Origin of the sequence: Vibrio sp. 1557, assembly GCF_033340175.1 — a bacterium.
GTDB classification, from domain to species: domain Bacteria; phylum Pseudomonadota; class Gammaproteobacteria; order Enterobacterales; family Vibrionaceae; genus Vibrio; species Vibrio alginolyticus.
Genome location: NZ_JAWOVZ010000019.1, coordinates 1 through 18,788 on the forward strand (window position 1 = coordinate 1; position 18,788 = coordinate 18,788).

An 18,788-nucleotide genomic window follows, 5' to 3' on the forward strand; every position below is an offset into this window, starting at 1 on the left:
GGCTACGACGATTAATGGGTGTAGCCGATCAGATCGTAGCTTCTTGATTTAGTTCCATCGATTTAAGCAACAAAGCCGTGGCTAGTATGAGACAGCATTGAAAACTCACACAACAGAATAGACAAGAAGCTATTTTAAAACATTAGGCCCTTTTAGCTTAGTCTTAGGGACGAATTTACAGCACTACACGTTATGTTTAACGATAAGATCCCCTGTTCCTCTTAATTGAGCATTATGCAGCAATTTAAAATTCCGTTAGAATTGCACATCAAAAACTTCAATGCGAAGAATTCTGGACATTGATACGGACATAAGTTCAAGAGTTAACATAACGCTATAGCAATCTCTTACTAATAATTTGCTTCGAGACATTGGCATACTCCCGAAACAAACCCTTCTACTCTAAAGGTTTTGTTAATAACAGTTGCCATGCTTGTTAGTTATTCTCGTTGAACTCAGTATCTTGAAGTTGTTTGAATATATAAATTTAAAAAAAGAGACATAAGATGCACAAAAAACTCATCGTTCTAAGCTTGCCTATTCTATTAGCCGCATGTGCGGCACCAAAGTATACGGTAGAAACAATCTCGAAAGAAAATCAGAGCAAGGAAATCACCATCGTAAAAGACAACGCCACGCGAGATGTTTTCTTAGATTCGATGCAAGACTGGTGTTTGGATACCGCCCATAAATGCACAGTCGTAAGCGATGGCACTCCTCCTGTTAGCTCTGAGCTGACACTTACTTACGTATCACGCTGGAGCTGGGATTTTAGAACATTTATCGCTGATGCTCAGATCAAAGCCTACAAAAATAACGAAAAAGTAGGACAAGTTGAATTTAAAGCACCAAACAGCGCGAATCCAGATAAATGGGGTAAAGACAACAAACGAATCATTTCGATGATGGATTTGTTATTCGGTAAACAAACCGTGAGTGAGGCTCAATCCAAGATTAAGCTGGGCGAAATGTAATGAGCCGAGCAATTGCCCATTTAACCAGCCTCATATATTTGTAGAAAAAGATAGGAATGTTTAAGTGACTGAAGTCAAAACCATTGGGCTTTTCTTTATAACCGCCATTGCAGAAATATTAGGCTGCTACTTACCTTATCTCTGGTTAAAGGAAGATAAGTCAGTTTGGCTTTTGGTACCAGCAGCGCTATGCCTTGCTATGTTTGCTTGGCTTCTATCTTTACATCCTACCGCAACTGGCAGAGTTTATGCTGCTTACGGAGGTGTCTATATTTTTGTCGCAATTCTATGGTTGTGGTGTATCGACGGCGTTCGACCGACGCTCTGGGACATAGTGGGGGTTTCTGTCGCTATGCTTGGCATGTCAATCATCATGTTTTCACCCAGAGCATCCTAAACGTAACCGAGGGAAATCCCTACGCTTAGTATTTTGGCTATGTGCTAGATTTATTGATTAATAACATTATGACGTAATTGCTACATAGCCAAAGTACGCTTGGGCTTCACCCCAAAACAGCGCTATTTATAGGAGATACCAATGAACCATGCAGTGAAGGCAAGATTTGATGAGTATCCAAAACATGTGCGTATTCGGATAGAAGAGCTACGAAATATCGTCTTAACTATCGCTTCTGAATTAAAACTGGGGGAAGTTGAAGAATCTCTAAAATGGGGAGAGCCAAGCTACAGTGTGAAAACAGGTAGCCCGGTAAGGATGGATTGGAAACAGAAAACGCCTAGTCGTTATTATCTGTTCTTTAATTGCCAAACTAAGCTCGTCGACACATTCCGCGAACTGTATAGTGACTCACTTGAGTTTCAGGGTAATCGAGCAATAATTCTATCTTTATCAGCACCTTTGCCAGAAGCTTCAATCAAGACCTGTTTAGAATTAGCATTAACCTATCAAAAGCGAAAGAACTTACCTCTTTTAGGTATGTAAGATCGCTTAATAAAACTATTTACGGCCGATTAACCATATTCAACTACTCTACCTTTGTATCCTTTTTAATGCTTCCGCAGTAAAGTTTTAGATTAAGTGGTCACCTTAATAGCGCCGTAACCAAACTAGTAATATCGAAATAAAGAAGAGTTTATGAAATCAAAAATCTTGTTTTTACTTATGCTTGGAGCTCATTTCAATGCTTTTTCAGCGACGAACTATCAAGTCAATGTGGTAGTAACAGAGCCTCAATCAACATTCATTTTTCCGACTTTTGAAATATCCTCTAAAGGAAAAAGCAAAACCAGTTTTGTCGACGGCTGCGCGTACTTAGGAACCCTTTCAGAACCGAGCAAAAATAGCATACAGCTTGAAGCTACCATGTCATGCAACCGAGATGGCGCTACGTCAAGGATGGAAATGCCGGTATTTGTTCTCAACTCCGAGGGTCAAAGCGCGAGTTATGATCTTGTAGAAAACGGGATCGTGATGTGGAAATATTCTGTAGAAGTTAAGCCGTCACTTAAAAAGTGATATATCAGAAATACTAAAGTAACAATCAGCACTATTAACCGCCGCTTAAGTGTAATAGGTATATTCTTTACGACTTAATGACGTTACTTGTTGCCGCAATTCTCCAACTCATGTACAAAACAGCCCTAATTTTAATAGGAGCTAAGTGGCATGAATTTAATTGTACGTCAGGTAACTTTAGGTGATGCTGAAGGCATTACAAACGTCCTCAATCCCATCATTATTGAAGGTTTATACACTGTATTAGATACGCCTTTCACACCTGAAGAAGAAAAAGAGTTCATTACTCATTTCCCAGAACGGGGCGTGTTTACAGTCGCTTTATCCGAAAATAGCTCACAAGTCATTGGTTTCCAAAATATCGAGCCCTTTGCACAATATACAAAAGCTTTTGACCATGTTGGCATAATTGGTACGTTTGTTAGTGACGGTGTTCGTGGCCAAGGTGTGTCTAAACAGCTTTTCAAATCGACATTCGAAGCAGCCAAACAAAAGGGTTACGAAAAACTATTTGCGTACGTTCGCAGCGATAATGAGCGAGCGTTATCAGCCTATCTCAAACAAGGCTTCGAAATCGTAGGGACCGCGAAGAAGCATGCAAAAGTTCGTGGGAAATACGTAGACGAAGTCCTCATTGAGAAGTTTTTGTAGGTGTTAAGTCGCTAAACACTAAGCACGCATATAAGAACATTTGAACCAAGACTCAATTTCCGTCGTAACAATGTCTTTTCTAAAATAGGTTATTTGAAATGAAACTGACCTCGGAAACTGAGTCAAGAATAATAGAAATGGCATGGGAAGACCGCACCCCATTTGAGGCTATCGAATTTCAATTTGGTTTGAATGAATCCGACGTGATTCAGTTTATGCGTAGCCGGCTCAAATCAAGTAGCTTTAAATTGTGGCGTAAAAGGGTTTCGGGGCGCAATACAAAACACAACAAGCTACGAAACTCAGACATCATTAGAGGTTATTGCCCAACTCAATATAAGCCGCGATAGCGAACTGCACTTGGCATAAATTTTTATTACGAATCGCAACATTTATCGCCCTACCTTTGAACCAACTTCATGATTGGAGGGGAATAGTCACCACTTAATTCAACCTAGGTGTTTCAGGGCGATAATAAATTCAATGGGAGTCATATTAACATCCTCAGACGCCATCAAACTAATGATTCCACAGAAAAGATTGATACAAAACGCCCACTAAAAGTAACTCAGATTAAGGCGTCATTTAACCCGTGTATCAATCTCTTTTACCTTCTATTTAGGCACTAGAATCACTAACCTTCTATTTTATCTTTGAAGGCACAGACAAAAAGCTGCATGATTAAAAAGGAAAAATAGCTGATAACGGTTTAACAAGCACTCGGAGCTTGGAGGCAATTTTGAACAAATTACTTATGATATTTGCGTTGGTTTCTTTACCTTGCTTGGCTTCTGCTGATGTTGAAGATCCCTGCAAAGTAAAAGGCGGTGGCGTTATGGCTGGTTATCAGTGTGTAGAAAAGAAGATGGAGTCTGCAGATAAAGAGCTTAACGAAAGTTACAAGGAAGCAATCGCTAGAATAGGTGAGGAAGAAAAAGCACTAAGGAAAACATGGTCTCAGACCGAACTGGTAGAGCCATTTCGAAAGGCCCAAAGAGCTTGGCTAAAATACAGAGACGCCGAATGTGAATTTACGGGCCTGTCTTCCACACCCTCACCCTGGCAAGGTGTCCAGATTGAAGAGTGTAAGTTAAGAATGACGTTAGAACGCGTCGAGTACTTCAATGGAGTATACGTAGGCTAAACGGATTACATCTAACAAAGCACTTCAATAAGATTCGCAACTCTTGGCAATTTCAGTTTAAATGTACTCAGTGTTTAAGATGCAAACGTTCAGGTCGAGTGGTCGCTCCGCTTACTACTTAACCCTGCGTTGTGCGTAAAGCTAATATGGGTGTGAAATAATTATGGAAAAAGACGATTTAGTTGGGCTAGTAGTTAAGTATTTCGAGAAAATAGATGCCGGTGATCCTAGCTATCTGGATCTATTCTCAGAGGATGTTGATTTTTTCTTTCCTAAATTTGGGCAAGCGAAAGGAAAGAGTGCCTTAGTGGAGTTTGGCAATAGGATTGGTAGCTCGTTGATTAATATCTGGCACGACATAGACGGCTTTCAAATAACGACTGCTGGAAACAAGGTCATTGTTGAAGGACAGGAAGGCGGCGTAATGAGTGATGGTACCTCTTGGCCGGACAACAAAGTTTCCACAGGGCGTTTTTGTAGTGTATTTGAGTTTGAAGGAAAAATGATAAGTCGTATGTTTGTGTACGTAGACCCTGACTTCCCGAGTCGAGATTTTGAGAGAATTTCCGTGCTGTCAGGCGAGAGCAACGTGCGACAAACTGTTCAAGCCTGAATACTACCGTTACCGCATAGCATCTTTGTTATGCGGTAGTATTCGTAGTTAAGGTGTGTTGAGGGCTTTGATATCGCTTTACTCACACCTTATCAGTGCGTTAGCCACATTCCCTTACTGATAGAAATGCTACTTTCTTCAATCGTCCTGTATTATGATAATGAAAAAGATTGCATTAATTTTAAGATTAAAATGAACCAAAAATTTTTTCTAAAACTACTCCCTGTCCCTTTTCTTCTAGCCGGTTGCCAGTCTACGCAAAGCCAGCTACAGCCTATACCTGAAAACGTATTATCAAACCTATCGACTCAATGGGCAGTGGTAGAGGCCTGTTTTCATTCCGATGCTTATAGCTTAGAGCAATCGGTAAACTATCGAGAGGCCATTAACTATTCTTTTTCTACTTGGCTAGTCGATCAGTCCGATATCGATCAGTCGGTAAATGAAGCTCGTGTAGCGTTATCAGAATATCAGTCTCAGAATGATGGTTTAGGAACAACATGTAAGGATTGGCACCTACCCCTAGAATCTGGATTGCGAGAAGTTAACAATCATAAGAATCAAGTGGCGATAGACCAACAGCGAGCACATGAAATACATAAAGCAAACGCTTCTAAACCTGTGACGTATTCAACACCAGCATCTACTTCGACTAGTAATGTTGTTCACTGTTACAAATTGGAAGACGTTAGCTTGAATAAGAACATTCAAACCTTTAATGGAATGATATGCCCTATAGGCTGGCTTAAATATTATGGCTATTAATGTATTTGATTAATACAGGACTTAAGAATGAACTCTAAGTTTAATTTTTAGTTCAAGATTGGGTTTCTTGTTTACAATGTAATGTTTCCAGTTGGATTACCGTATTCGAATAGATTGACGAAGTTAATCAATATATGTGTATTGATGCTTACTTTTTATCGAGTTATCTTTGTTTGATAGCCATTAAAACGAGTAAGGAAACAAAGTGACTGTGTTAACAAAAGGCATACACCACGTAGGTTTAACCGTATCTAACCTAGAAGCAAGCGCGAAGTTTTTCACTGAACAATTAGGTTGGAGTGAAGTAAAAAGAAACCCAGACTACCCGGCAATATTTGTGAGTGATGGGCATATCATGCTTACACTATGGGCGGCTAAGGCTGATGCCGCCACTCCATTTGACAGAAAAACGAATATTGGTTTGCATCACTTAGCTTTACTCGTAGAGACTGAGAAGCAACTCGATGAGTTGCGTGATCAATTTATGGCGTCGGGAATCGAAATTGAGTTTGGTCCCGAGCTTGTTAAGACAGGACCCGCAAAACATTTAATGTGTTACGACCCAAGTGGTATTAGGGTTGAGTTTTTCTGGGCGGGCTCGTAAAACAAACATAACAAAGTTTTATAATAGGGATTTGGCACACATGGCATTGTTAGTTTGCACCGCGTTTGGTGTTTAAGGTGCTTAGCAGAAGCTTGTGTATCGAATACCCCCTCCTACTACACATTTTGCGACTTACGAGTAAGTCCAAAAGGATAAATGTTATGTATAAAATCGGCGTTGTTTTATTTGATGATTTCACGGATATCGATTTCTTTCTTATGTATGACTTGCTGGGGCGCACAACCGACAGTTGGACAGTAAGTATACTTGGAACTAAATCTGAACATCATTCCCACCTCGGTATGAAAGTTAAAACAGACGGACACCTTTCTGAGGTGACGAATCAAGATGTCGTTCTTATTACAAGCGGCAAACGGGGTATTCCAGCCGCTTTAAAAGATGCTGAATTTATGTCAGCGTTGAATCTTGATCCAAATAGGCAGCTAATAGGTTCGATTTGTGCGGGATCATTCATCCTCCATGAACTAGGTTTACTAAAAGGCAAGCGATTAACAACAAACCCAGATGCAAAGGATGTTCTACAAAGTATGGGAGGAGATGTTCAGGATCTGCCTCTCGTGATAGACGGTAATGTAGCGACGGCTGGTGGCTGTCTTTCACTGATGTATCTAATTGGTTGGTTAACAGAGCGGCTATTTGACTCAAACAAACGAAAAGCTATACAAAATCAATTGATACCTGCTGGGCAATTAGATCTATTTGAAGAGCTTATTGCCACAACTATTCAATCAGCAGAGTTAGCAAGCTCGGATAACAAGGCGTTAAATAATCATTCATAACATGTGGTGTTTTACATTACGTTAGTTTTAGTGTTTAGGGTAAGTCACACATCAGTCTTGTGTGACTTACCCTTGAACATAACGCCACTTGGGGAAATTAACTTACAGGGAGTAAATCAATTGGTAAAAATGTACGGTTCTGAAGAGACAAGAGCGTTTTGCTGTAATTGTAAAGAAGTAACGCTACATCGGTACGAAAGCTTCTCTAAAGCGCAGGAAAAGACCGAGAAAAAAGCTAAAGGTTTCTTCTCTGGTCTATTTGCAGCAATAATTAGCTCATTAATGGAAGGCGAAGCGACTGGTGACTACAAATGTACAATATGCGGCACCAATCTTCACACGCCAGATAATTTAGATTAGTAGTCAGTGTCTCTAAAGCCACAGCAAGTGGCACGCAACATAATTTATAGACGGCTCTAGTGGGTTTGAAGTGTATGCACCTTATGCATTGCATTTAGGGTTTTGAGGTTGTGTTGCGGATCAGGTAGTGCGCTTTTATCTTTAACAAGGGGCTAACGCAGAGCAAAAACAAGGGACAAGAAAAGAAGTAGTTTTACTTGAATATCAATGAATTACAGACACAAAAAAGCCCACCAAAAGGTGGGCTTTTTTAAAATTTGGTGGGTCCGGGCGAACTCGAATCGCCGACCCCTACCATGTCAAGGTAGTACTCTAACCAACTGAGCTACGGACCCAAATTTTTATGTTCCTAACCATTCAATTCAGAATGGTGCGTCCGAGTGGACTCGAACCACCGACCCCCGCCATGTCAAGGCGATACTCTAACCAGCTGAGCTACGGACGCATTTCTCTGGAACGACGAGGATATTAGCTATAAGCGAACGACGGTGCAAGCACAAATTTACCAACTTTGAACCGTTTGGCGAAAATGTAAACTCAACACGCGTTTTCAGATGATTTTATCGACAAGGACTGAGCCTGCAGGGTTTAAAAGTGTGATCTATATAACTTTTATTATCTCACTTAATTGTCGTAAGGCACTTCACTGAGCATCCAAATCTGTAAGGTTTGCGATACCTTAGGGCAAGTACCGAACAAAATCTGATATTTAGGTTTAAATGGTTCGCCGATATAGGTTGTACGGATCAACTCTCCTGTTTTGACGTCTACTTGAGTGCTCACCCTGCCTTTGAAGTTTTGAAATATGACAAACTGCTCACTGTGGTAAACCATTTGCTCTCGGTAAAACAAGAAATGATCTTGGGGTGTCTCTGTCAATTCACACTCCAGTGGTTTCAAATTAGGTATCGCACTAGCATTCGATGCGATGAACAACGCCGATAAAATCCATCCGTATCGCATATGGCTGCCCTATTCTGCCCTCTTTTTCAAAGTATAGGCCCTGCCTTGATGAATGATACAAAAAAGGCTTTGATCATCTCTAATCAAAGCCCCTTGTTTCTGCTGGTTAATTGTCGTGTTTAGTCGTCCGCCTCAAACACAACGTTATAATTTTCGGTGTACGTACAATTCGGCTGACGGCTACAAGTAAAGAAACGTCTCCCTTTGAACTCACCTTGGCTTGCGGTTTTAATGATCATCGGACTGCCGCATTTTTTACAAAAACGCACTTCTTTATCGGGCTCAATCAAATCAATGTGTGCCGCAAGCAAACGACGTAATCGCCCAACTTGATAACTGTGCTTTATCGAAGCGCCGATTAAAGGCAGGTTGGCCGTCTTACAAACATGAATCAATAACTTTTGTCTTTCTATCTTACCCTTGTTTAGCTCCTGCCCATTATCCAATTCAACGATAACGCGCGGCTCTAGTGTCCTTGGGTCACAAATAACGTAATCAAAATAGCTTCGAGATATACGATTGTTCGCGACAAAAAACTGCTTCTTATTTTTGATTTCTTTTGGCGTAACCAAACTGGACATGTTTACTTTCGCGAATACTACGGCATGCTCCCCTACCGCCGCTCTTAACGCATTATAGAACGCACCCTCTTGACCTCTGAGCAGAGGGCCTTTCGAGCGATAAGGATAATCACGCGTGTCATCGTGCTTAATCACGTACTTTTGAATAACAAAGAAGAATAAAACCAGAAGAACAACAATGATAAAAATGTTGGTCATAAATAAAGTGCATCCAAAACAACTCGTTGCTCAAAGCGTAAATGGAAATGTTATGCAGAGCAACAAAACCTCGCAATTTTGAGGCGCCACGACGATAGCGAGAAACAGAAAATTTTGCTCACCAATAAAAACGAGCCAATCACACACTTGGATTGGCTCGTTTAAATTTTGTTAATACATTATGTATGCTAAGAATCAACTATTAGCGTCTGGCTGATTCTCTGGCATCGCATCAATAAAAGCTGGCAGTTGATTGCATGACTGCACAACAGCGTTAATGGTTGGATAAAGAGAAGTATCTACACCAAAGCGTTGTGCGTTATAAAATTGTGGTACCAGACAAATATCGACAATAGATGGCGAGCTTGTCAGGCTAAACTTGCAATCACCATTTAGTTTACGATGCTTCTGAAGTTTCTCTTCTAATGCTGTAAAACCTTTGTGGATCCAGTGATGAATCCAAGCGACTTTGCGCTCTGGTTCGCAAGCTAACTCCCCCTCTAAATACTGTAGAACTCTTAAGTTATTCAGGGGATGAATCTCCATTGCAATATCCTGAGCCAAAGCTAGCGCTTGGTATCGAAGCGGCGTTTGCTCGGGGATCACAGTGAAATCCGGGTAGTGTTCTTCTAAGTATTGAATGATCGCCAGTGACTGGGTTAACTGAACCTCCCCATCCACCAGCAAAGGAACCAGTTCAGAAGCGTTTAACTCATGGTACTCGTCACTGTGTTGTTCGCCACCATTGCGCACCAAGTGTACCGATTTTGAATCATACGATAACTCTTTAAGATTCAAGCAAATACGCACACGATACGCCGCCGATGATCGCCAGTATCCGTATAAAATCATGCTATCGCTCATATCGTCTCCCAACCAGCATTGTTAGTGCTTGAGATATTGGCTAACTTGTTGGTCAATCGAGCCGAATATGTTGTTGCCATCCGCATCGAACATTTCCAATCTGATTGAATCTCCAAACGACATGAAGTTAGTCGACGGCTTGCCATCACGAATGGTTTCAATCATGCGAACTTCCGCGATACATGAATAGCCAACGCCACCCTCCTCAATCGAAGTGCCATGTTCGGTGCCTTGCTTATTAGATACCGTGCCAGAACCTATAATTGCCCCAGCAGATAGCGGGCGCGTTTTAGTCGCATGAACAATTAAGTCTGCAAAATCAAACGTCATATCGATACCCGCATTTGGGCGACCAAACGGCTTGTGGTTGTAGGTCGAGACCAATGGTAAATGCACTTTGTTTTCGTACCACGCATCGCCTAGTTCGTCTGGTGTTACTGCCACAGGAGAAAACGCAGAAGAAGGTTTAGATTGGAAAAAACCAAACCCTTTAGCTAATTCTGCGGGAATTAGCCCACGTAGTGAGACATCATTCACCAGCATGATCAAACGAATCGACTCCTGAGCCTCTGCAACACTCGCGCCCATTGGTACGTCACCAGTTACCACAGCCACTTCACCTTCGAAATCAATACCCCATTCATCACTCGCAAACTCGATGTTGTCACAAGGACCAATAAAGGCATCAGAGCCTCCTTGGTACATCAACGGATCCGTCCAAAAACTCTCTGGCATTTCAGCGCCGCGAGCTTTTCGAACCAACTCAACGTGGTTTACGTAAGCACTGCCATCAGCCCACTGATAAGCGCGAGGAAGCGGCGACTCGCAGTAGTGCGCTTCAAACTCTTCATACCCTGCAACCGTGCCATTGTTCAGTGCAACGTATAGCTCTTCCAGTTGCGGTGCTAGCGTATCCCAGTTATCAAGTGCCACCTGCATCGTCGGTGCTAAGTTCATGGGGTGGAAAATTTCTGTCGCTGGTACGCAGCGCGTTAAGTCTTTGCTCACGACCATCAACAAACCGTCACGAGTGCTATTTTTCTTGGTTGCTAATTTCATCCTTGCCTCTTACTTCTCTTGCCAGCTATAGACGTATTCTTTGTTTTCTACTTTTTCCAGCTCATCCGAAAACTGAAGTGCGTGACGCGTATCAATCATGACCGCAACTTCGTCGGTGAAAGTCTTCTTATGCTCTCGCCCTGCTTTGAATGCTTTCGGGTGAGGACCATGCGTAAATCCTGCTGGATGGAATGTCAACATGCCTGCTTCAATGTTGTCACGGCTGAAAAAATCACCTGCATGGTAGAACAAGACTTCGTCATAATCGTCATTGTTGTGGTAGAACGGTACTTTGAGCGCTCCAGGATCACTTTCAATTGGACGAGGAACGAAGGTACACACCACAAATCCTGCTCCTACAAATGTAGTATGTGCAGAAGGCGGTAAATGGTAACGATGTGACATAAGTGGACGAATATCACGCCAGTTCACTTTTACTACCGCCAAATCACCATGCCACCCAATCGCATCCAACGGGTTGAATGGGTAAGTGATAACACTGACTTTATCGTGGCGTTTCACCTGAACCTGTGTTTGATTTTCAGAATATTGAGCACGGAACTGATCGTTGATCGACGGCGTTTCTAGAACCGCCGGATCAAACACCGCGTGGTTTCCAACCATGCCTTTTTCGGGCAATGTATAAGCCGCATCGGTGTTTTCGATCATCAGAATGAACATCGGCTCGCTTGGCTCTAAACGCCAGCTCGTTGAGCGCGGGATCATGACATAATCCCCTTCGCTCACTTTCAAATGACCATAATCACAGTAGAGATCTGCCGTACCTTGGTGGATGAATAGCAGTTCGTCGCCATCTGCATTTCTCACCAAGAAGTCCATTTTTTCATCCATACGCCAGACACGAACTTTACAATTCGTGTTGTGTAATAGATGTGGGACTGCCCAAGGGGTAATATGGCTGGCTTTCTCGACTAGATTAAAATCAAATGCTCGTGGACGTAGCTCGCCTTCCCACTCAGACCACTCCGTTGGGGCATGTTGATGATGAAAATGTGTTGCGGGGCCGAAGAAGCCACTTCGACCTGCCTCACGTTCATAAATTGCCTCTTCCGGGAAGTCAGCATGCGCTTGTTTAGAGCACACTCCCTCCCGTTGAGGGAATGTGATCCATTTATGCATCGCTCAATACTCCTCGGCGAATTTGGTCTTCTTCTATCGATTCAAACAACGCTTTGAAGTTACCCTCGCCAAAGCCTTCATTGCCTTTACGTTGGATGATTTCGAAGAACACAGGGCCGATAACGGTTTGAGTAAAGATTTGTAGCAAGATGCCATCTTTCGTTGGCGCACCATCAATAAGAATCTGCAAATCACGAAGCTTGCTTACATCTTCGCCGTGGCCTTCAACACGCTGATCGACTTTCTCGTAATAAGTATCTGGCGTTGGCATAAAGTCCATGCCTCGCTCACGCAAGGTTTTGACCGTTTCGTAGATGTCGTCAGTGGTCAATGCGATGTGTTGAATACCTTCGCCATTGTATTCACGGATAAACTCTTCAATCTGTGATTTATCATCTGACGACTCATTGATAGGAATTCGGATTTTGCCGCAAGGTGCGGTCATCGCACGGCTGACAAGACCAGTCAGCTTACCTTCGATATCGAAATAACGAATTTCGCGGAAGTTACCAATGCGCTCATAGAAACCTGACCAGACATCCATGTTGCCTTGCTTAACGTTGTGCGTTAAGTGGTCGATTTCGTAAAGACCAACATTCGCTTTTGATAAACGCTCATCAGCATCATCATAAAAACGAAAATCGACATCATAAATGCTCTGCTTTCCATAACGATCGACAAAATAAAGCAAGCTTTCACCGATGCCATAAATAGCAGGAATGCTAAGCTCCATCGGCCCAATTTCCGTTTTATATTCTTTACCGCCATTCTCTAACGCATGCGCCAGAGCAACGGTGGCGTCTTTCACACGAAATGCCATGCCACAAACCGACGGACCGTGAACTTTGGCGAATCCCTCAGCTTGGCTATGCGGCTGCGCATTCATAATAAAGCTAATGTCACCTTGTCGATATAACCACGCTTCTTTTGAGCGATGCTTTGCAATCTCCGCAAAACCTAACGATATAAACAGATCTTTAAGCTGTTGAATGCCTTTGTTGTCAGCAGCGGTATATTCAACAAACTCAAATCCGTCTGTTCCTAGTGGGTTATATGCATCAACCATGACTTTCTCCTTGTCTCAGTAGCTTTTGTTTGGACTTATTTTTCTAACTTGGCGCAGGTCTTGAGAAATTGGAATACGTGGGGAGAAATCTTTATCTTGGCGATTTTTACGCATAATTGTAAAACATATGTTACACATAGCGAGCACATCGAACCCACTTTCGTAAACATCAAACAAACTGCTTATTTTCAATATATTAGATTGATATTTTCGGCTTTACGCCACCACATAAAATGTAAACAAGTTGTTACTTTGGCATTTTATCTTGGCAACATAGCTCAAAAAGCAAAAGGGGATGGAAAGTCTATTGCACCCTATCTCTATCCGATTTATTCATTTGATCCTGCAAAACATCAAAAGTAATGTTTCGTGACGCTTCATACAGTTCGAAAGGCTCATCGGTCAGAATCGTGTCATGGATACCCCTTTATTGATTCACCTCAGTTTTATTCAAAAGTAACTGTGCCATAAGTGGTGCTCTGTTCCCTATCGAGCCGAGCCACAAGGCTTCACGCTCGATCAGAAAAAGAGACATCTAATGACACACATCAATCAAGAACGCTTAGTTGAACACTTTTGCCAACTAGTACGTATCGACAGCGAATCAAAAAACGAAAAACAAATTGCAGAAACACTGGCAGAACAGCTAGGCGAGCTAGGCTTTACCGTACGCAAACTTCCAGTACCTGAGCACATTTCTAACGGTTTTAACGTGTACGCCCGTTTAGACGGCAAAAAAGACGGCTCTATTCTCATGAGCTGTCATATGGATACGGTCACTCCAGGTATTGGCATTGAGCCAATCATCGAAGACGGCATTATCCGTTCAAAAGGCAATACGATTCTCGGTGGCGATGATAAATCTGGTATTGCTGCCATCATGGAAGCCGTTCGTTGTATTCAAGCGGAAAACCGTGAGCACAAAACGTTAGAACTTGCTTTCACCGTGTATGAAGAAGGCGGTTTATTCGGTTCACAATACTTCGATATGTCACACGTCACTTCAACGGAAGCAATCGTGTTAGATACGGGTGGCCCTATTGGCACCATTGTGACCGCAGCCCCAGGCCAGCAAAAAATCATGGCAAAAATCAAAGGTCGACCAGCACACGCAGGGCTTGCGCCAGAAGAAGGCATCAGTGCGATCATGGTGGCGGCTGATGCTATCAACCAAATGAAGCTACTTCGCATCGACGAAGAAACGACAGCCAACATCGGTGTAGTGAATGGCGGTCAGGCCACAAACATTGTTATGCCTGAATTAAAAATCGTGGCAGAAGCCCGCTCCCTGAATGGCGATAAACTAGATGCTCAGGTCAATCATATGATCTCAACATTAGAGTCTGTCTGTGAAAAACACGGTGCAGAAGTCGAAATTGAATCTAGCCGAGCCTACGACGCTTTTGTTATTGAAGAAAACCACCCACACGTAAACGCTATAAAAGCAGCGTTTTCAGAGTTGGGAATTGACGCCTTCACAAAAGGCACTGGCGGCGGTAGCGATGCCAACAACTTTAACAAGAAAGGTCTCACAACGGTCAACCTTTCAACTGGCATGGCAAAAGTACACACGACAGAAGAGTTTATCGCGGTAAGTGATATGGTCAAAATCACTGAGTTCGTGAAACATTTCCTAGTCAGTTAACGTCGTGCCTTTTGAAGGGCAGACTGACTATCTTCCCCTTCTTGCCTGTGCTTGAAGGGGATTTTAATTTGTATCGAAGCAAAATTACTTCCCGTCATGCCAACTTGATATCAGATCTTCAAAGAAATTCCCCTAGCTCACTTTTTGAGACCAGACAGCTCAACACCTGACACCCTGTTACAGTAATGTTAAAACTCGATTGTGTAGACAATTTATACAATATACATTTTTGGCATCTTTCAGGATGAAAAGAGTGAGACAAGGATGAAATTACCTAAGTTGCTTTTATTAGCGTCGATGATGAGTCCAATACTGGCAACATCAAGCTATGCCGCACCGTATCCCGCAGGTGTGACCCTCGATGAGATACAAGAAATTACGCTAAACAATGGAGCTGAAGTTACTTCTATTGACCCAGCCAAGCAAGCCGCAGAGCCCGCTTTTAATCTCGGTCGAGACCTGTTTGAAGGTCTGGTCATTCAAGATAAGCAAGGTAAAACCATTCCTGGTGTTGCTGAGTCTTGGTCAGTCAATGACAACAATACGGTTTATACCTTCCACTTACGTGATGCAAAATGGTCAAATGGCGAAACGGTCACTGCACAAGATTTTGTCTACAGCTGGCAACGCTTACTGAATCCAAGCACTGCTTCACCCTACGCTTGGTTTGCGGCCATTCCAAATATCGAAAACTCGCAAGCGATTATGAAGGGCGAAGCCGAACCCGAGTCCTTGGGCGTGAAGGCGCTGGATGAAAAAACATTCCAGGTAACACTCGAAGAGCCTATTCCCTTCTTTACGAAACTATTAAGTCATCCAGTGCTTGCCCCCGTTCACAAAGCGACCGTTGAAAAACATGGCAACCGTTGGACCCAGCCTGAGCATATCGTTACAAATGGTGCGTTTACTGTCTCTGAATGGAAAGTTAACGAAAAACTGGTGATGGTTAAAAACCCACATTACTGGGACGCAAGCAATGTAGTGCTGGAAAAAGTCACCTGGCTACCAATTGGTGATGCAAACGTAGTGCTAAACCGCTACCTAGCCGGTGAGATAGACCAAGCGGTTTCCATTCCTGCCGCTCAGAAGAAAAAGTTAATTCAACAACGCCCACAAGAAGTGGCAAGCACCAGTGCGTCTCTTGGCTCCACATTCTATTACCTCAACACTCAACAAGGACCAACAAAAGACGTGCGGGTCCGTAAAGCCCTCTCATATGCCATTGACCGTCAACTGTTAACGAGTGCTATCTTGAGAAACGGTGGGGTTCCAATGTATACCCTTGTGCCACCTCAAACAGATGGTTTTAAATCTCACACTCCTGAGTTCGCAACTTGGAACCGTCATAAACGTATCGAAAAAGCGCAGCAATTACTGTCAGAAGCTGGATACGATAAAAGCAATCCGCTTAAGTTGACGTTTACCGTACCAACTTTCTCGATGGACGTAAAAATGGCAACCACCATGGCAGGCATGTGGAAAAGCCGATTGGGTGCGCAAGTCACGATAAAACAGCTAGAACCGAAAGTGTTCTACGCACTTAAAGAGCCGACCGACATTACTCGCGGCGGCTGGACGGCTGACTACAATGAAGCCTCTACATGGTTGGATATCTTCGTTTCTAGTGGCGAGTACAACGATTCTCGTTATAACAACCCGCAATACGACGAGTTAATGGCTCGCTCAAAGACCATGAGCAACCCATCAGAACTGTATCTACAAGCAGAAAGCATGCTGATTGAAGACATGGCCATTATTCCTATTTATCGTCCGGGTAACGATCAATACCTCATCAAGCCTTACGTGGGCGGCTACGAACTGACAAACCCTGAGTCGTCGTACTACCGCAAGAATGTCTATGTAAAAGCCCACTAAAAGCATGTTTTCGGTCTGAGTCGGCAAGTTCAATGTTTACTTGCCGTTCCTCATATCTCTCGGTGGAGAAGGCAACCTGAGCTCAGACCATTTTTTATTCATAACCGTTCGAAGTGATTTCGGATGACCAAAGGATGATGGATCATGATTTGGTACATTGTTAAGCGATTAGCTATCGCTATCCCCACGCTTCTATTCATCGCACTCGTATCATTTTGGCTGATGCACATTGCACCAGGGGGGCCATTTGATATGGAACGGCCTATGCCAGAGGTGGTACGTGCGAATATCGAAGCAAAATTCCATTTGGACCAGCCCTTCCTTACTCAGTTTTGGATTTACATTGGTAATTTCATACAAGGAGATCTCGGTCCGAGCTTCGTTTATCAAGACTTCAGTGTTACACAGCTCGTCGCACAATCATGGCCAGTTTCAGCAGTATTAGGCGTACTCTCCTTTTGTATTTCCGTTCCACTTGGCATGTTGCTTGGCACCATTGCGGCATTGAACCGAAATAGCCGCCTAGATTACGGCCTGATGACACTTTCGATGACTGGAGTTGTGGTGCCGGCCTTCGTTCTTGCTCCAGTTTTAGTCATGATCTTCGCTATTCAGCTCGGCTGGTTCCCTGCTGGTGGTTGGGAAGGAGGAAAGCTGGCTTTTCTTGTTCTTCCCGTGCTCAGCCTGGCGATTGGCTCCATTGCGAGTATTGCACGCGTCATGCGTGGCGCAATGATTGAAACACTCAACCAACCATACATTCGAACGGCAAAGGCCAAAGGTTTGTCCACAACCTACATTTTATTCCATCACGCTTTGCGACCATCCCTGATTCCCGTCGTTGCGATGCTCGGCCCTGCGTTTGTGTCTGTCGTGACAGGCTCGGTAATTATCGACATTTTCTTTGGTACAGGTGGCATGGGACAACACTTTGTGTCTGGGGCTCTCAACCGCGACTACGGCCTAGTAATGGGCATTACTCTGATTGTCGCTTCACTCACTATCTTCTTTAACCTTGTGGTCGACTTGCTATATACGATTATCGACCCTCGTATACGCGTTTAGGAGTCCGGCATGTTAACGATCAAAAAACTGGATACACAAGCTCTTCAAGATCAAGTCGTCGACAATATTGAAGCCGTCGAAGGTCGCAGTCTTTGGCAGGATGCATGGACTCGATTTCGTAAAAACAGAGCCGCGATGACATCAGTGTATGTTTTGGCGTTCATTACCTTATGCATCACCTTCGGCCCCTCTCTTGCCGCTTTTGGCCATGATGAAATTGACTGGGAAGTGCTCATCGATCCATACGAGCTAGGGAAACCTTCACTGAGCAGTGGCCATTACTTTGGTACCGATGATCTCGGGCAAGATGTCTTTGCTCGCACGATGCAAGGCGGCAGGCTCTCTATTTTGGTGGGTTTTGTCGGCGCCTTAGTCGCCGTTGTTATTGGTACGATTTGGGGAAGTATTTCCGGCTATCTTGGTGGCGTTGTCGACAGCGTAATGATGCGCATTATTGAGGTGCTCGATTCGGTGCCATTTATGTTTATGGTTATCCTGTTTGTTACCCTTTTTGGCAACAACATCTACCTGATTTTTATCGTGATCGGAATGGTATCTTGGCTGGGCATTGCCCGTGTTGTACGTGGTGTCACCTTCGGTCTAAAAAAGCGAGAGTTCATCGAAGCCGCACACTCTATTGGGGTTTCTAAATTGACAATTGTCCGACGCCATGTTCTGCCTAATGTTCTTGGGATCGTGATGGTTTACTCCTCCTTAATGGTACCAGGATTCATTATGTTCGAATCGTTTTTAAGCTTCTTAGGGCTTGGTGTTCAACCACCAGACACGAGCTGGGGAATACTAATCTCCGAAGGCGCAAAAACGATTGACGTTGCATTGTGGATGCTGCTTTTTCCCTCTCTGTTTTTAGTTGCCACCCTCTTTTGTTTTAACTTCATCGGCGATGGCTTGCGTGATGCTCTTGACCCGAAAGACCGATAAGG

22 protein-coding genes and 2 tRNA genes are annotated in these 18,788 nt (G+C 43.3%); 16 read left to right on the plus strand and 8 right to left on the minus strand.

Annotated features, from left to right (window positions below):
* Positions 1-506 precede the first annotated feature (506 nt).
* From R7070_RS18480 to R7070_RS18535, 12 genes are all read left to right on the plus strand, one after another.
* Positions 507-974: an Sbal_3080 family lipoprotein gene (locus tag R7070_RS18480; protein ID WP_025766736.1), complete on the plus strand. Its 468-nt coding sequence runs from the start codon at positions 507-509 to the stop codon at positions 972-974.
* A 64-nt stretch (positions 975-1,038) separates the two neighbouring features.
* Positions 1,039-1,371, plus strand: a complete 333-nt coding sequence (locus tag R7070_RS18485) for a YnfA family protein (RefSeq protein ID WP_005377819.1) — start codon at positions 1,039-1,041, stop codon at positions 1,369-1,371.
* 141 nt (positions 1,372-1,512) lie between these two features.
* Entirely contained in the window at positions 1,513-1,917 is a 405-nt protein-coding gene (locus R7070_RS18490; RefSeq protein ID WP_017633973.1) for a DUF1801 domain-containing protein, read from the plus strand.
* A gap of 153 nt (positions 1,918-2,070) precedes the next feature.
* Complete coding sequence (locus R7070_RS18495) at positions 2,071-2,451, plus strand: hypothetical protein (protein WP_025766737.1); 381 nt, start codon at positions 2,071-2,073, stop codon at positions 2,449-2,451.
* Between the two features lie 150 nt (positions 2,452-2,601).
* Positions 2,602-3,102, plus strand: a complete 501-nt coding sequence (locus R7070_RS18500) for a GNAT family N-acetyltransferase (protein WP_213961785.1) — start codon at positions 2,602-2,604, stop codon at positions 3,100-3,102.
* A 98-nt stretch (positions 3,103-3,200) separates the two neighbouring features.
* Positions 3,201-3,452 (plus strand): TIGR03643 family protein, encoded by a 252-nt coding sequence (locus R7070_RS18505; protein ID WP_005377824.1) that lies wholly within the window; start codon positions 3,201-3,203, stop codon positions 3,450-3,452.
* 404 nt (positions 3,453-3,856) lie between these two features.
* On the plus strand, positions 3,857-4,246 hold the full coding sequence (locus tag R7070_RS18510; protein WP_042522523.1) for a lysozyme inhibitor LprI family protein: 390 nt from the start codon (positions 3,857-3,859) through the stop codon (positions 4,244-4,246).
* Between the two features lie 163 nt (positions 4,247-4,409).
* A complete protein-coding gene (locus R7070_RS18515) occupies positions 4,410-4,859 on the plus strand; it encodes a nuclear transport factor 2 family protein (protein ID WP_318141270.1) in 450 nt (149 codons plus the stop codon).
* 192 nt (positions 4,860-5,051) lie between these two features.
* Positions 5,052-5,624 (plus strand): hypothetical protein, encoded by a 573-nt coding sequence (locus tag R7070_RS18520; RefSeq protein ID WP_225466652.1) that lies wholly within the window; start codon positions 5,052-5,054, stop codon positions 5,622-5,624.
* A gap of 205 nt (positions 5,625-5,829) precedes the next feature.
* Positions 5,830-6,228, plus strand: coding sequence for a VOC family protein (locus tag R7070_RS18525; protein WP_017820909.1), 399 nt, complete (start codon positions 5,830-5,832; stop codon positions 6,226-6,228).
* A 161-nt stretch (positions 6,229-6,389) separates the two neighbouring features.
* Positions 6,390-7,028 (plus strand): DJ-1/PfpI family protein, encoded by a 639-nt coding sequence (locus tag R7070_RS18530; protein WP_053303139.1) that lies wholly within the window; start codon positions 6,390-6,392, stop codon positions 7,026-7,028.
* A 129-nt stretch (positions 7,029-7,157) separates the two neighbouring features.
* Positions 7,158-7,388 (plus strand): hypothetical protein, encoded by a 231-nt coding sequence (locus tag R7070_RS18535; RefSeq protein WP_017820907.1) that lies wholly within the window; start codon positions 7,158-7,160, stop codon positions 7,386-7,388.
* 258 nt (positions 7,389-7,646) lie between these two features.
* On the opposite strand, the gene R7070_RS18540 is transcribed toward R7070_RS18535, so the two are convergent.
* The 8 genes from R7070_RS18540 to hppD form a co-directional block, all read right to left on the minus strand.
* Positions 7,647-7,723, minus strand: a tRNA-Val gene (locus R7070_RS18540).
* 33 nt (positions 7,724-7,756) lie between these two features.
* Positions 7,757-7,833 (minus strand) — tRNA-Val (locus R7070_RS18545).
* A 179-nt stretch (positions 7,834-8,012) separates the two neighbouring features.
* A complete protein-coding gene (locus R7070_RS18550) occupies positions 8,013-8,351 on the minus strand; it encodes a hypothetical protein (protein ID WP_053303140.1) in 339 nt (112 codons plus the stop codon).
* 119 nt (positions 8,352-8,470) lie between these two features.
* Positions 8,471-9,130: a DUF2726 domain-containing protein gene (locus tag R7070_RS18555; RefSeq protein ID WP_005377831.1), complete on the minus strand. Its 660-nt coding sequence runs from the start codon at positions 9,128-9,130 to the stop codon at positions 8,471-8,473.
* A gap of 195 nt (positions 9,131-9,325) precedes the next feature.
* Complete coding sequence (gene maiA / locus R7070_RS18560; protein WP_182039000.1) at positions 9,326-9,994, minus strand: maleylacetoacetate isomerase; 669 nt, start codon at positions 9,992-9,994, stop codon at positions 9,326-9,328.
* Positions 9,995-10,015: 21 nt separating this feature from the next.
* Positions 10,016-11,053, minus strand: coding sequence for a fumarylacetoacetate hydrolase family protein (locus R7070_RS18565; RefSeq protein ID WP_256900562.1), 1,038 nt, complete (start codon positions 11,051-11,053; stop codon positions 10,016-10,018).
* Between the two features lie 9 nt (positions 11,054-11,062).
* A complete protein-coding gene (locus tag R7070_RS18570) occupies positions 11,063-12,193 on the minus strand; it encodes a homogentisate 1,2-dioxygenase (protein WP_318141271.1) in 1,131 nt (376 codons plus the stop codon).
* On the minus strand, positions 12,186-13,259 hold the full coding sequence (gene hppD, locus R7070_RS18575) for a 4-hydroxyphenylpyruvate dioxygenase (protein WP_256900563.1): 1,074 nt from the start codon (positions 13,257-13,259) through the stop codon (positions 12,186-12,188). The genes R7070_RS18570 and hppD overlap by 8 nt, the downstream gene beginning before the upstream one ends.
* A 538-nt stretch (positions 13,260-13,797) precedes the next feature.
* On the opposite strand from hppD, the gene R7070_RS18580 reads away from it, so the two are divergent.
* The 4 genes from R7070_RS18580 to R7070_RS18595 all read left to right on the plus strand — a co-directional run bounded on the left by R7070_RS18580 (position 13,798) and on the right by R7070_RS18595 (position 18,786).
* Entirely contained in the window at positions 13,798-14,904 is a 1,107-nt protein-coding gene (locus tag R7070_RS18580; protein ID WP_213885348.1) for a M20/M25/M40 family metallo-hydrolase, read from the plus strand.
* 264 nt (positions 14,905-15,168) lie between these two features.
* Positions 15,169-16,779, plus strand: a complete 1,611-nt coding sequence (locus R7070_RS18585; RefSeq protein WP_213876501.1) for a peptide ABC transporter substrate-binding protein — start codon at positions 15,169-15,171, stop codon at positions 16,777-16,779.
* Between the two features lie 144 nt (positions 16,780-16,923).
* On the plus strand, positions 16,924-17,844 hold the full coding sequence (gene oppB, locus R7070_RS18590; protein WP_005377838.1) for an oligopeptide ABC transporter permease OppB: 921 nt from the start codon (positions 16,924-16,926) through the stop codon (positions 17,842-17,844).
* A gap of 9 nt (positions 17,845-17,853) precedes the next feature.
* Positions 17,854-18,786: an ABC transporter permease subunit gene (locus R7070_RS18595; protein ID WP_005377839.1), complete on the plus strand. Its 933-nt coding sequence runs from the start codon at positions 17,854-17,856 to the stop codon at positions 18,784-18,786.
* Positions 18,787-18,788 lie beyond the last annotated feature (2 nt).